This window comes from Mesorhizobium sp. WSM4884, from assembly GCF_029625675.1.
In the GTDB taxonomy this organism is placed as follows: Bacteria; Pseudomonadota; Alphaproteobacteria; order Rhizobiales; family Rhizobiaceae; genus Mesorhizobium.
Genome location: NZ_JARTVO010000031.1, coordinates 28240 through 42246 on the forward strand (window position 1 = coordinate 28240; position 14007 = coordinate 42246).

At 64.6% G+C, this 14007-nt stretch carries 12 protein-coding genes; 5 read left to right on the forward strand and 7 right to left on the reverse strand.

The window, feature by feature from the left end; translation table 11 throughout:
• Positions 1 to 288: 288 nt before the first annotated feature.
• The 5 genes from P9236_RS29035 to P9236_RS29055 all read right to left on the reverse strand — a co-directional run bounded on the left by P9236_RS29035 (position 289) and on the right by P9236_RS29055 (position 7848).
• Positions 289 to 3609, reverse strand: a complete 3321-nt coding sequence (locus P9236_RS29035; protein ID WP_278078005.1) for an error-prone DNA polymerase — start codon at positions 3607 to 3609, stop codon at positions 289 to 291.
• Positions 3606 to 5084: a DUF6504 family protein gene (locus P9236_RS29040; protein ID WP_278078006.1), complete on the reverse strand. Its 1479-nt coding sequence runs from the start codon at positions 5082 to 5084 to the stop codon at positions 3606 to 3608. The genes P9236_RS29035 and P9236_RS29040 overlap by 4 nt, the downstream gene beginning before the upstream one ends.
• A complete protein-coding gene (locus tag P9236_RS29045) occupies positions 5026 to 6021 on the reverse strand; it encodes a hypothetical protein (RefSeq protein WP_278078007.1) in 996 nt (331 codons plus the stop codon). The genes P9236_RS29040 and P9236_RS29045 overlap by 59 nt, the downstream gene beginning before the upstream one ends.
• 349 nt (positions 6022 to 6370) lie before the next feature.
• Complete coding sequence (locus P9236_RS29050) at positions 6371 to 7165, reverse strand: DUF3037 domain-containing protein (protein WP_278078008.1); 795 nt, start codon at positions 7163 to 7165, stop codon at positions 6371 to 6373.
• Positions 7162 to 7848 carry a HipA family kinase gene (locus P9236_RS29055; protein ID WP_278078009.1) on the reverse strand — a complete coding sequence of 229 codons (687 nt, stop codon included), beginning with the start codon at positions 7846 to 7848 and terminating at the stop codon, positions 7162 to 7164. Before P9236_RS29055 ends, P9236_RS29050 begins: the two co-directional genes overlap by 4 nt.
• 320 nt (positions 7849 to 8168) lie before the next feature.
• On the opposite strand from P9236_RS29055, the gene P9236_RS29060 reads away from it, so the two are divergent.
• Complete coding sequence (locus tag P9236_RS29060) at positions 8169 to 8606, forward strand: metallopeptidase family protein (RefSeq protein WP_278078010.1); 438 nt, start codon at positions 8169 to 8171, stop codon at positions 8604 to 8606.
• A 33-nt stretch (positions 8607 to 8639) separates the two neighbouring features.
• On the opposite strand, the gene P9236_RS29065 is transcribed toward P9236_RS29060, so the two are convergent.
• Together P9236_RS29065 and P9236_RS29070 are read right to left on the reverse strand one after the other, a co-directional pair.
• A complete protein-coding gene (locus P9236_RS29065; protein WP_278078011.1) occupies positions 8640 to 8846 on the reverse strand; it encodes a DUF1737 domain-containing protein in 207 nt (68 codons plus the stop codon).
• A gap of 29 nt (positions 8847 to 8875) precedes the next feature.
• Positions 8876 to 9757, reverse strand: a complete 882-nt coding sequence (locus tag P9236_RS29070; RefSeq protein WP_278078012.1) for a CoA ester lyase — start codon at positions 9755 to 9757, stop codon at positions 8876 to 8878.
• A gap of 529 nt (positions 9758 to 10286) precedes the next feature.
• Between P9236_RS29070 and P9236_RS29075 the strand changes: the two genes are divergently transcribed.
• The 4 genes from P9236_RS29075 (at position 10287) to P9236_RS29090 (ending at position 13922) form a co-directional block, all read left to right on the forward strand.
• Positions 10287 to 10421 carry a hypothetical protein gene (locus tag P9236_RS29075; protein ID WP_278078013.1) on the forward strand — a complete coding sequence of 45 codons (135 nt, stop codon included), beginning with the start codon at positions 10287 to 10289 and terminating at the stop codon, positions 10419 to 10421.
• Between the two features lie 4 nt (positions 10422 to 10425).
• On the forward strand, positions 10426 to 11124 hold the full coding sequence (locus tag P9236_RS29080) for a response regulator transcription factor (RefSeq protein WP_278078014.1): 699 nt from the start codon (positions 10426 to 10428) through the stop codon (positions 11122 to 11124).
• Positions 11112 to 12683, forward strand: a complete 1572-nt coding sequence (locus tag P9236_RS29085; protein ID WP_278078015.1) for an ATP-binding protein — start codon at positions 11112 to 11114, stop codon at positions 12681 to 12683. The genes P9236_RS29080 and P9236_RS29085 overlap by 13 nt, the downstream gene beginning before the upstream one ends.
• Before the next feature lie 72 nt (positions 12684 to 12755).
• Entirely contained in the window at positions 12756 to 13922 is a 1167-nt protein-coding gene (locus tag P9236_RS29090) for an FAD-binding oxidoreductase (protein ID WP_278078016.1), read from the forward strand.
• Positions 13923 to 14007 lie beyond the last annotated feature (85 nt).

Genomic DNA, 14007 nt, shown 5'->3' on the forward strand with positions numbered 1-14007 from the left:
TCGTAGAGCGGCGGTGTTCTTCGTAGATGCAGACGTTGGAAGGTTGGCGATCCTTCGCGCCCCCCTCTGTCCTGCCGGACATCTCCCCCACGTGGGGGGAGATTGGCAGCTTCGGCGCCGCGCTCCATTCTGCAATGTTGGAGATTGGCGAAAGCCAGCGCGACATCTGATCTCCCCCCTTGTGGGGGAGATGTCCGGCAGGACAGAGGGGGGCGCTGTCCCGCCGACATCAAAGTTTCGGATTGCGGCGACACCGCGGTTGGGCCTTTGCCTCCTCGTGTCGTCGTCCTACTGAAAATTCCGCCCCTTGGGCATGACCTGTTGTGCCGTGCTCGACAGGGCTTCGGCGTCCTGCCGTACCGGCAGACCGCGGTTCGCCGGAGCAGACCGGTTCGCATCCGGCTGATGCTCGATGGCGGGCGGCCGCAAGAGCACGCCCAGCCAGGATGTCAGGTCCTCGATCCTGTCGGCGACGATGTGGATGACACTCGATTCATGCTGCAGCTTGCCGGTGACGCGGATGAAGCGCGCGCCCATCACGATAGGGCGGAAGCGGTCGAAAACACGTGGCCAGATGATGACATTGGCGATCGCCTTCTCGTCCTCGAGGGTAAGGAAGATGGCATTGCCCTTGCCGGGGCGCTGGCGCACCAGCACCAGGCCGGCGACGGAGACGCGGCGGCCGTCGCGCACCGACGGCAGGTGCGCATTGGGCGTGATGCCGGCGCGGGTGAGCCGCTCGCGCAGGAAGGCGACGGGATGCTCTTTCAGCGACAGGCCGAGCGAACGGTAGTCATGAACGACATGCTCGCCGAGCGGCATTTTCGGCAGCTTCGTTTCGGGCTCGAGCTCACGCAGGCGGAGCATGGGCTGGTCGAACAGCGGCAGCTTCTCGGCGGCACTCCTGCCGTCGAGCGCGCGCACTTCCCAGAGCGCTGAGCGGCGGTCGAGGCCAAGTGAGCGGAAGGCGTCGGCCTCGGCCAGCCTTTCGATCTCGCCAACATCGAGGCCTGAACGCAGCCAGAGATCCCTGACCGATCGGTAGCCATTGCCGCGCCGGGCGACGGCGGCTTCCATGCGCTCCGCGGAAAGTCCCTTGATCTGGCGGAAGCCGAGCCTGACGGCATGAGCCGTCTCGATGACGCCGCGCATCGAGGCATGGCGTTCGAGGATGCGCGAAGGATCGAAGTCGGTGGCCTCCAGCGTGCAGTCCCAGACGGAATGGTTGATGTCGACCTCGCGTATCTCCACGCCGTGGTCGCGCGCATCGCGAACGAGCTGGGCCGGCTGGTAAAATCCCATTGGCTGGGAATTCAGGATCGCGGCGCAGAAGACGTCGGGATAGAAGGTCTTGAACCAGCAGGAGGCATAGACCAGCAGCGCGAAGGAGGCGGCATGGCTTTCCGGGAAGCCATATTCGCCGAAACCCTCGATCTGCTTGAAGCAGCGCTCGGCGAAGTCCCTCTCGTAGCCCTTGGCGACCATGCCGTCGATCATGCGCCGGCGGTAGTTGCCGATCGTGCCGGTGCGCTTGAAGGTCGCCATGGCACGGCGCAACTCGTCGGCCTCGCCCGGCCTGAAGCCGCCGGCGACGATGGCGATCTTCATCGCCTGCTCCTGGAACAGGGGCACGCCCAGCGTCTTGCCGAGAATCTCTTCCAACTCGGGCTTCGGGTATTCGGGCTTCTCCTTGCCTTGCCGGCGGCGCAGATAGGGATGCACCATGTCGCCCTGGATCGGGCCGGGCCGCACGATCGCAACCTCGATGACGAGGTCATAGAAATTTTCCGGCTTGAGGCGCGGCAGCATCGACATCTGCGCGCGCGACTCGATCTGGAAGACGCCGAGCGTGTCGGCCCGCTCGATCATGGCATAGACGCGCCTGTCCTCTTCCGGAAGGGTGGCGAGCACATAGGATTGTCCAAACGGATCCCGCGCTCGTGGATAATGATCGGTTAGCAAGGTGAAGGCGCGCTTCAGGCAGGTCAGCATGCCGAGCGCCAGCACGTCCACCTTGAGGATCTTCACCGCATCGAGGTCGTCCTTGTCCCACTCGACCATCTTGCGCTCTTCCATCGCCGTCTTGACGATGGGCACGACCTCGTCGAGCCGGTCGCGGGTGATGACGAAACCGCCGACATGCTGGGAGAGGTGGCGGGGAAAGCCCATGATCTCGTTGGCGCGCTCCAGCACCTGCCGAGACAACGGGTCGGTGCGGTCGATGCCGCCGGCATTGGCCTCCCTTTCGCCGAGCTCCGAGGTCGACCAGCCCCAGATGGTGCTCGACAGGGCGCTGCGGACATCCTCCGACAGGCCCATCGCCTTGGCCACCTCGCGCAGGGCAGAACGGCCGCGATAGCTGATGACGGCGGCGGCCAGAGCGGTGCGCTTGGCGCTATACTTCTCATAGATGTAGGCGATGACCTCGTCGCGCCGCTCGTGCTCGAAGTCGACGTCGATGTCGGGCGGCTCGTTGCGCTCCTCGGAGATGAAGCGCTCGAACAACGTATCGATCCGCTCGGGGCCGACTTCGGTGATGCCGATGCAGAAGCAGATGATCGAGTTGGCGGCCGAGCCGCGGCCCTGGCAAAGGATTCCCTTGCTGCGGGCGAATTTGACGATGTCGTAGACGGTCAGGAAATAGCGTGCATAGTTCAAGCGCTCGATCAAAGCGAGCTCGCTGTCGATGCGCCGCAGCACATTTTCGGGGACGCCGGCCGGATAGCGCACGGCCGCCCCTTCGCGCGCCAAACGCTCGAGCTCGGCTTGCGGCCCCAGGCCGGATTCGGTCGGCTCGTCCGGATAATTGTATTCGAGGTCGCTGAGCGAGAAGGTCAATTCGTCGGCGAAACGCAGCGTCTCCGCCAGCGCCTGGGGATGCCGGCGGAACAGACGCGCCATCTCCAGCGGCGGCTTCAGATGGCGCTCGGCATTGGCCGTCAGCTCCAGCCCGACCTCGGAAACCGGCGTGTTGAGGCGGATCGCGGTCAGCACGTCCTGCAACGGCTGGCGGTCGGCGACGTGGTAGAGCACGTCGTTGGTCGCCATCAGCGGCACGCCAGCATGGTCGGCCATCGCCGCCGCCTGCTCGACGCGGAAACGGTCGTTGCCGCCATAGTCGGGCGCCACGGCCAGCCGGAGCGCGGCGCCGAAACTATCCTTGAGCCGGCTAATGAGCGCCAGATTGTCTTTTGCGCCTCCGGACAGATCGGGCAGGATCGCCAGCGACATCCGATCGCCCCATTCGAGCAGGTCGCGCAATTCAAGCAGCGTCGCGCCCTTCTCGTTCTCGTCGCGCAGATTGGCTTGCGTCAGCATGCGGCAGAGATGGCCCCAGCCCTTACGGTCGCGGGGATAGGCGAGAATGTCCGGCGAGCCGTCGCAAAAAACCAGGCGACAGCCGGGGTGATAGGCCAGCTTCTCGACCTTGGCCTGCTGCCAGGCGCGCACGACGCCGGCGACGGTGTTCCTGTCGGCAAGCCCGATCGATGAAAAACCGTAGAATTTCGCCGTCACCACCAGCTCCTCGGGCTTGGAGGCGCCGCGCAGGAAGGAAAAGTTCGACTGGATGCCGAACTCGGCATAGGGGATGACGGTCAGCGCGTTCATGCGAAGACCCCATGCATGAACCAGCGCGGCGCGGCTTGCGGGGCGCTGCCGTAGAGGCCCTGGCGGTAGAGCCAGTAACGACGCCCCTCGCTGTCCTCGATGCGGTAATAGTCGCGGGTCGGCGCCTCTTCCTCGCCGGGCAGTTGCCGCCACCATTCCGCGGCGATGCGCTCCGGCCCTTCGGCGCGGGCCACGCGGTAAAGCGCGCGCCGCCAGCGGAAATTCATCGGCGGCCCTTCCGGGATTTCGGTCGCCGGCACATCGATCGGCTCGGGCGATCGGAACAGCCGCACCGGTCGCTCCGGCGGGTAGATGGTCATCGGCGGCGCGGCGCGGTCGGATTGTTTCGGCGGCATGCGCCTTCGCGGCGCTTCCGCGAATGGAACTACCGCGACGGCGCGCTCCGGCAGATGGCTTTCGACGACGACCGGCTTCAGCATGGCGGCTTCGCCGAGGCGGGCGCGGATGCGGTCGGCGAACAAGGCGATGTCGGCGTCGTCGTCGCTCGCTTCGCCGGCAAGATCGCCCTGCAGCATGTCGAAGGCGGCGACCGAAAGCACCGACAGCCGCACGAGGTCGAAGCCGAAGCCGGCGTCGATGTTCTGTTCCAGCGCGGTCAGCCGTTCGTGGAATAGTTTTCGGATCAGCTGCGGCTCGCGCATGGGGCGCGAAGTGCCGACCGCGATGCGGCTGACGGCACCGTCGACACGGAAGAGAAGAAGGGCGAGCGCCCGCGCACCCTCGCCGCGGCGTTCGAGGTCGGCCTTCAGAGCGATGGCAAGCCGGCCCACCAGCCGCTCGATGTCGTCGGTGAGCATGATCGGCTCGGCAAGATGGCGCTCGACCGAGAGCGGCGCCACCGGAAGGCGCGGCGACACGGCCTCGTCGAGGCGGCCGAGCGCTTGGTCGAGACGCAGCAGAAGCGTCGCGCCGAAGCGGCGGGCGAGCGGCGCGCGCGGTGCGGCCATCACCGCGCCCGCCGTGCGCAGGCCGACGCTTTCCAGGCTGATGCGGGTTTCCGGCGCGATGCGCAGCGCCGAAAGCGGCAAGGGCGAAAGCAGCGCCTCCTCCGCGCCGCCGGCAACGATGCGGTCGCCGTGGAAGCGCGCCGCCGCCCAGGCGGCGCCCGGCGTCGAGGCGAGGCCAGCGCGGACATCGAAACCCTGCTCGAAGAAACGGGTAAGGATCTCGTCCTGCATGGCGCGCTCGCCGCCGAACAGATGCGTGCAGCCGGTGACGTCGAGGAACAGCCCGTCCTCGCCGTCGATCGCCACCAGCGGCGTGTAGCGGTCGCACCAGTCGGCGAGGCCTTCGAGCAGGCGGCGGTCGGCTTCCGGGTCGGCCTCCACCACATCGATCGAAGGGTGCATGGCGCGCGCATCGGCAATGCCCATGCCGCGCTTCAATTTGAGCGCCTCAGCCCGTTCGTCGAGGGCTGCGATGCGCTGGGCGTTGCTGTCGCGATGGCTGATCACCAGTGGTGGGTGAGATGGCGGCAGGTGATGCGACGGGCGGGAACGCCAGGACCGCCCCAGACGCTGCCGCAGGATCCGTTCCGCGCAAAGGTAGGGGAACCACAGCGACAGAATTCTCTGTTCTTTCGGCAAAAGCGTGCTCATCGGGGTTCCACTCCAGTGTGAATTGTCCGGGCAGGGCCGTGCGGCTCTTGCCGATATCGACGGTGAAGGCGGGCCGGCCGATCGAGCCGGCGAGCGGGCCGGCGAGCGTCTTTCGGCTCGCCGCCGGTGCCGCCGAAACGATGAGGCGCACCGGGGCCGCGGTGGGCTCGGCTTCGCCGGCCTGGCGCAGCAGCAGCACTGGGCGGCCAGCGGCTTGGGCGCGGGCGTGCAGGCGGCGCGTGGCGGTAAGGTCGAGAAGCCGCGGGCTGCCGCGGATCTCCAGGATGACGGCGGCGAAGGCCGGCATGCGGGCGGCCTCCTCGGCGACCCACAGCGCGTCGAGAAGTTTCGGCGCTTCGGAAAACAGCAATTGGTCCGGCTCGATGCCGAAGAGGGCGTGAAGCCCGCTGGCATAGGGAAAGCCGGCCTCGCGGAAAATCTCCGCCGTGCCGATCCAGAGGACCGGCAGGCCCTGTTTCTGCTTGAGGATCAGGCTGGCGAGCGACAGTGCGAAGCCAGCGACGGCACCGGCATCGCGGGTCTCCAGCCCATGGATTTCATTGAGCGCCGCCTTGGGCAGGCCGCCGCCGAGTGCCGCGTCGAGCCCTTCGATGCCGGTGTGCAGGAAGGCATCCGGCGAGGCCACGGCAAGGCCGCGCCGGACGATGGTGACGTCCGAACCGGTGGCGCCAGGCACCGGCGCTTCCAGGCGCTCGGGCAGCGTTCCCTCGATCTTCGCGATCTGGCGGCGCAGGGCAAAAACAGTGTCCCGCGCCACGGCGCTCATCGCCATGACGTTCACTTCCGGCAGCAATTGTTCCTGTTATGTTCTTATAGATTCCAGAGGGCACCGGAAGAGTCAAGCGGAGTCATAAGGAATTTATTCCTCATGCTTACTCGACGTACTCCAGCCTCTTGGCGTGAACGACAAGGCGCGCCCGCCGCATTCGTGACGGCGTGGTTGGCAAGCGTTCCACCCATGAAACCTTATGGCGTCTGGCGACCGTCCAAATACCGCCCGAAAGCCGCCGGCAAAAAGGCAAAGCCACTTAGTCAGAAAGAGCAATCCGAGCGGTTCAAGCAGACCGCTCGGGAGCTTTCGAAGCTGCGATGAACAAAATTGTAAGGCGCCGAACGCGTAACTAGCGATGGAGGACGTAGTTCTGGCGGATATCCGTAACCAGCGGCTCGATCTCGTTTAGGGTATAGAACCGGACATGGTGGCGTTCCATTTGGTCGGCAATCATGTTGACGAATCCCGCATCCTGCACCTGAGCATCGTCTCCGACCACCACCAACCGGGCAGGTCGATCAAGGGCGGTTTCTTGGTAAAGAAGTTCGCCTTCTATCATGTGTGGGCTGGCGCGGTTGAGCGCCTTGTCCGGGTCACCCGCAAGCGACACGGCGTCGATCAGATTGAAGGCTCCATTCTGATAGGCAAAGGGAACCTCAATTTTTACGCCTCCAGAAAGATGGACAGGATCGGGCTTTACGAGGAAGTCCTCAACGCCGTTGGAGCGAAAGGCTTGCGCCAGTTTGGTCGACAACCTTTGCCCACGCGGGGAACTGGGAACCTCGCCAACCAGTTTTTCGAACAACTCGCTGACAAGCTGATCGGAGTCCTTAACCAACACAGATCGAATTGGAGACAGGCGGACCTTCCCGGATCTGAGCGCTATGAATTTCTCGATTTTCTCTCTGTCCCAGCCATTGCCAAATTCATACCGCAATCGATCTTCCATCGATTCTTTCAGGTGCTGAAAATGGTTTCCTAGATGGATCTTGAACGCCTGCTCCGCGCGGCGTGGGCGATGGCTAAACTTCACAAAAACCGAGCCGTGGGCGAACACGATGACGCCAATGTTCACAAACTCAGCCCGCTCCGGGAACTCTGAGTATTGAACGAGCGAAAAATAGCCTTGAGACTCTCGGATCATTTTACCAACCCCGGGATTTCCGGTTCATCCACCAATCGCCCTGCGATCGTGTTCACCACATATTCCGCGCGCCCACAAATCAAATCGATCAGCGAGAGCGCGGCATTGGGTCCGAAGCCCCATTGTGCAGGAACAGAATTAACGACTTCGACCACGAAATCGCGCTTTAATTGAGACAGCCTCTCGATGGCGCGCCTGACCGACTTTGCATCGATATATGGATCGAAGGCGGGGAACTTTCCATAGACATTGGGGTCTAGGACCCACGATTCGGGGGCCGGCCCCATCGGAAAATCAACGTCGTTCCCGATGAAGCAGCTTGAGTGATCGATGGGGACAAGATCGTATTTGCGACGGCCCTCTGCCTTCACATAGAGCAGATTGTCGGCGTTGTCCTGTCCATCAAAATACCGGTCCCAATTCCGGACCCACGTATCGAAGATGACGAGCAACGCCACATCCCCAGGTTCCCGGAGACGAGACAAAAAGGTGTCTCCGCCGTCATGCGGAGTTCCGTCAACCGCGCTCGAAAAGAACAGGGGTGGCACCATCTGCGCCCCATTCCTTTGCATGATCAGGTCAATCTGGCAGTCGTTCACTATGGCAAACGGCGGCACCTTGAGGCCAATCCAAGAGGCCAACTCTCCCGCCACCAACTCAGAAACGAGTATCGCGGAACCCATCGGATTTCCCAGAGATTTGAGAAACCCTTCGCCCGCATCTGTGTCTACTCGGATGGGGCTTGTGCTTGAGCCAAACGACTCTATTTCCCGGCGGACCTCCGCCGGCTGACATATCGCCCCACACGCAAGAGCCATGATGCCCCACCCGATCCCAATTCGGAGTTGCATACTTCGCATCGCGAACGGAATCGAGTCTTGGGTACGCGAAGTACAATATGCGGAATTTATTCCTTCACCCCTTGCCCTGGGAGTGACCCGCCGGCCGGCTCATTTGCCTCTATCGGCGCGAAAGCCTATATGCCGGGATCAAAGGAAACTTCATGGCCCGCATCTACAAGACCCGCACCTGGCACGACCAGCTCTCGCCATCGATGGACGAAATGGAGCTTCTGGCGCTGGAGGCCTATGCCCATCTGCCGGAGGAGTTCCGCCAGCTCACCGGCGAGATCGTCATCCAGATCGCCGACTTCCCGACCGACGAGATCATGGACGACCTGTCGCTGGAGACGCCCTTCGACCTGCTCGGCCTGTTCGAGGGGCGCGGCATCGCCGAGCGCTGGAACCCGCAGACCGGCGAGGGTCCGAACCGCATCACGCTCTACCGCCGTGCCATTCTCGACTATTGGGCCGAGAACGAGGAGACGCTGGGCGACATCGTCACCCATGTGCTGATCCACGAGATCGGCCACCATTTCGGCCTCTCGGACGACGACATGGAGCGGATCGAGGAAGCGGCCGAGCAAGCGGCGGCGGGGTGAGCGCGCACCTCCGAGGGGCGCCGCCCCTTCTACCTACCAGTCGCTGAGCTTGGTGTCGGGTCCGTATTCGTGGCCCTCGACATCCTTCACCACGGCCTGGCCGCAGCGCATCGACTTGGTCGTCTTGTCATAGGCATAGGTCGGCGAGCCGAACAGGTGCCAGCCCTTGTTCAGCGCCGCCGTCACCTTGTGGCAGAAAGTGGAATCGTCCGGACCGGACAGAAAGCGGTAGAGCTTCATTTTTCGACCCTGTCGTGAATATCCGCGCATCATGCGCCGATGATTGCGGCCTTCGCCAGAAGTTTCTCGGCCTCGGCCAGATGCAGCCGCTCGACCATGCGGCCGTCCAGCGCGATGACGCCCTTGCCGGCATTTTCAGGCCGCGCGAACGCGTCCCTGATCGCACGCGCCCTGGCCAGCGTCTCCGGCGCCGGCGAAAAGGCGCGGTTCGCCGGCTCGATCTGCCCGGGGTGGATCAGCGATTTGCCGTCGAAGCCCATGGCGGCCGCCTCGGCGCATTCGTGGGCAAAACCGTCGAGGTCGCGAAAATCATTGACCACGCCGTCGATCACGTCGAGGCCGCCGGCGCGGGCGGCAAGCACAAGGTGCAGCAGCCACGGCATGAGATAGCGCCGGTCGGGCGTGGCCAGAATGCCGGTCGCCTTCACCAGATCGTTCGTTCCGGCAACGAAACAAGCAAGCCGCGAGGCAGGATCGCGGCCAAGCTCGGCGATGGCGCCGATGTTGAGCAGGGCCTTCGGCGTCTCGATCATCGCCCACAGTTTCACCGTACCCGGCGCGAAATTGTCGTCAAGCAGATCGCCGGCCTCGAGAATGTCGCGCGGTGTGCCGATCTTGGGCAAAAGGATGCCGTCGGGCTCTGCCTTGGCGACGGCCAGCAGGTCGTCGATGCCCCATTCGCTGCCGAGCGGATTGATGCGCACCACCATCTCGCAACGCCGCTTCGGCCGCGCTGCCAGAATGCCTGCAAGCTTGTCGCGTGCGGAAACCTTGTCGGCGAGCGCCACGCCATCCTCGAGGTCGATGATGACGGCATCGCAGGTCAAGGACGGGATCTTGGCCAGCGCCTTGTCGTTCGAGGCAGGCATGTAAAGCACCGAGCGGCGCGGGCGGTAAGTGTCGACGGTCATCCCCGATCTATGCAGGTTGGAGACGAGCGTAGCAAGGCGTCGAAGGGCCGATTGCAGGCGTCCGCGCCGCCCCTCATCCCCCTGCCGGGACCTTCTCCCCGTATAGTGACGGGGAGAAGGGGGCTGGCCGCGGCCTCGGCGCCCCTTCTCGCGACGTTGGTGATTGGCGAAATCACTGATGACGGTGTCCCTCTCCCCGTCACTATACGGGGAGAGGATGCCGGCAGGCAGGTGAGGGGCGGCGCCGGCCTCCGAAAATGACGAAAGAGCGATTGAGGCCGGAAAAGCAGCCCTGCACGAAAACTGCAAATCATTGCGGAAAACCTCCTCCAATCCGCCCCGAGCTTTTCGCGCCGGCCGGCCAGACAGGCGGCATGCGAACACGTCCGAAATCCCGCTGGTCCCTGCCTCGCCGGCTGCGCACCGACGGCTGGTGGCTCGCAGAGCCTCAAAGGATGCGCGCCTCGGCGATCGTGCTGGCTTTCATGCCGAGGCCGCGGCGCGCTCGGAAGGCTAGGAAAGCTCGGCCATGAAGGGCGCGCGCCGTCCGGAAAACCGGCGCGCCTGGAATTTTCGCGACCGGCAATTGCGTTGCCGCACTCTCGACAAGCGCGGCGCGCTTGCTAATCCTGCCGTCACCGAACCCTACACGCCTGGCCGCTGATTCCATGCCGCACAACATTCTCGTCGCCGACGACGATCCGCATATCCGCGAGATCATCTGCTTCGCGCTGGAAAAGGCCGGCATGAAGACGCATGCCGTCGCCGACGGCGCCGCGGCGCTGCAGGCGGTCGAGCGCCGCGCGCCGGACCTCATCGTGCTCGACATCGGCATGCCGGAAATGGACGGGCTGGAGGTCTGCCGCAGGCTCAGGCAGAAATCCGACGTGCCGGTGCTGTTCCTGTCGGCGCGCGATGAAGAAATCGACCGCATCCTCGGGCTGGAGATGGGCGGCGACGACTATGTGACGAAACCGTTCAGCCCGCGCGAGCTGGTCGCCCGCGTCAACGTCATCCTGCGGCGCGCCCGTCCGGCGGTGGCGGAGGAGGAAGCGGACGACCGGCAGTTCGCGCATGGCAAGCTGATGCTTGTTCCGGCCAGTCATGCGGCGAGCTTTGAGGGCAAGCCGCTCACCTTGACGGCGATCGAGTTCGCGATCCTGAAAGGCTTTCTCGCTCGCCCGCAGCATGTGCTTGGCCGCGACGCGGTGATGGCCAACGCCTATCAATCGAACATCCATGTCTCGGAGCGCACGGTCGACAGCCATATCCGCAACATCCGCGCCAAGCTGGCGGCGGTCGGCTGCTCGGATGCGATCGCGACCGTGCATGGCGTCGGCTTCCGGCTTGGCCGATGCGGTGGTTGAGCAAGGAGAAATGGCGGCCGCGGCTCGCCACCGTCGTCGTCGCCATCCTGATCGTGGTGATGGCGCTGCCGCTGGTCGGGCTGTTCTTCTTCCGGCTCTATGAAAACCAGCTGATCCGCCAGACCGAGGGCGAGCTGATCGCGCAGGGCGCTGTCGTCGCCGCGATCTATGCCGACGCGGTGCGCGCGGCCGGCATCGCTCCGGAGCGGTTGGGGGCGCCGATCTCGGCTGACCCGGCAAGGGACAATAATTATCCCTATCAGCCGATCGAGCCGCAGCTCGATCTTGCCGCCGACGATGTCATGCCGTCGCGACCAGCGGCCGTTCCCGCCACCGCCGATCCTGCCTTCGCCGCCATCGGGGCGCGGCTCGACGGCATTCTGGACGAGACGCAGAAGACGACGCTCGCCGGCTTCCGGTTGCTCGATCCGCACGGCGTGGTGATTGCCGGCGGCGGCGAGGTCGGGCAGTCGCTCGGCCAGGTCGAGGAGGTGCGGCGGGCGCTTGCCGGCGCCTATGCGAGCGAGCTCAGGCTGCGTATCCCCGACCAGCCGGCGCCGCCGCTCTATTCGGTGAGCCGCGGCACCAAGGTGCGCGTCTTCGTCGCCCTGCCTGTCGAGGTCGCAGGCAGGGTCGCCGGCGTGGTCTATCTGTCGCGAACGCCGAACAACATCGTCAAGCATCTCTATGGCGAACGCGGCAAGGTCACGCTCGCCGCTATCGCCATCGTCGGCGGCACGCTGCTGATCGCGCTGGTGTTCATCCGTACCGTCAGCCGGCCGATCTACGCGCTGATCGAGCGTACCAAGCGGATCGCGGCGGGCGACCGCGACGCGATCAAGCCGCTCGCCCATCACGGCACGCGCGAGATGGCGGCGCTGTCGGCAGCCTTCCTCGACATGGCGCAAAAGCTGCAGGCGCGCTCCGACAGCATCCAGACCTTCGCCACCCATGTCTCGCACGAGCTCAAATCGCCGCTGACGGCGATCCAGGGCGCGGCCGAATTGTTGCGCGATTCCGGCGGGACCATGGACGAGGCCGAGCGGCGGCGTTTTTCCAACAACATCGTCACCGATGCCGGACGGCTCAATCTGCTGGTACGCCGGCTGCTCGAGCTGGCGCGCGCCGAAAACCTGGCGCCGAGCGGTGAAAGCACGACGCTCCATGCGGCGCTGGCGCTTCTGCCGATCGACACCAGGCTGGAGGCGCGCATCGAATCGGGTGGCGATATCGGCCTCGGCATCTCGGGCGAGAATCTCGCGATCGTGCTCGCCAACCTCATCGACAATTCGGCCAGGCATGGCGCGAAGCAGGTAACGATGGGTGCGGCCGCCGCCGGAGACAGAGTAACGGTCCATGTCGGCGACGACGGCGACGGCATTTCGGCCAGCAACCGGGCAAAAGTGTTCGAGCCGTTCTTCACCACAAGGCGCGAGGCCGGCGGCACCGGCATGGGCCTCGGCATCGTGCTGGCCCTCCTGAAAGCGCATGATGGCACGATCAGGCTGGTTGACTCCGAACGCGGCACGCGCTTCGAGATCGATCTGCCGGTAGTTTGAGTCTGAACATGATCTTGTCCGAAAACCGGCCCCACTTTTCGGGATCATGTCCTAAGCTGGAGAGCCGAAAGCGTGCGCTACGACATCGTCATCATCGGCGGGGCCATCGTCGGGTCCTCGGTCGCTTACTACCTGCGCGAAGAAGGTTTTACCGGCTCGATCGCGCTGATCGAGCGCGATCCGCGATTTTCCCATGCGGCGACGACGCTGTCGCTGGCTTCGATCCGCCAGCAATTCTCCATTCCGGAAAACATCCGCCTGTCGCAATTCACGCTGAAACTGTTCCGGCGGCTGAAGGAAACGTTCGGCGCCGACGCCGATATCGGCTTCCGCGAGGGCGGCTATCTGATCCTTGCCGGCGAGGCCGGACTGCCGATTCTGAAGGCCAATCACCAGGCGCAGATCGCCGAAGGCGCCGACATCGTGCTGGAGGATGCCGATCAGCTGAAGCGCCGTTTCCCGTGGCTGTCGGCCGAAGGCATTTCCGCCGGGGCCTATGGCCGCACCGGCGAAGGCTGGTTCGACGCGCATGCGTTGCTGATGCTGTTCCGCAAGGCGCTGCGCGACAAGAAGATCGATTTCATCGCCGCCTCGGTCACAGGCATCGCGCGCGAGGGCAACCGCGTCACCGGCGTCAGCCTCGACAATGGCGAGCGGCTCGAAGCCGGCATCGTCGTCAACGCCGCCGGACCGAACGCCGGCAAGGTGGCAGCTTTTGCCGGGCTCGCGCTGCCGGTCGAGCCGCGCAAGCGCAACGTCTTCGTCTTCGAGGCGCGCGAGAAATATGCCGACATGCCGCTGCTGGTCGATCCCTCCGGCATCTATGTGCGGCCCGAAGGCTCGGTCTACCTCACCGGCGGCGCCGAGCCGGAGGAAGGCGATCATGCTCCCGATCCCGAGGACTTCGAGGTCGAGTGGCCGCTGTTCGAAGAGGTGATCTGGCCAACGCTTGCCACCCGCATCCCCGCCTTCGAGGCGATCAAGCCGACGCGCGCCTGGGTCGGGCACTACGATTACAACACGCTCGATCAGAACGCGGTGATCGGGCCGCACCCGGAAGTGGAAAACTTCCTCTTCGCCAACGGCTTCTCCGGCCACGGCCTGCAGCAGGCGCCGGCCGTCGGCAAGGCGCTCGCCGAGCTGATCGTGCATGGCGGGTATCGGACGGTGGATTGCACGGCGTTCGGGTATGGGAGGGTAGCCGAGGGGAGAGCGTTCAGGGAGCTGAATGTGATTTAGCGCGAGCGCCCCCTTCTCCCCTTGTGGGAGAAGGTGTCGCCGAAGGCGACGGATGAGGGGTGTTCCAGGGAAAGCCGACGTCTCA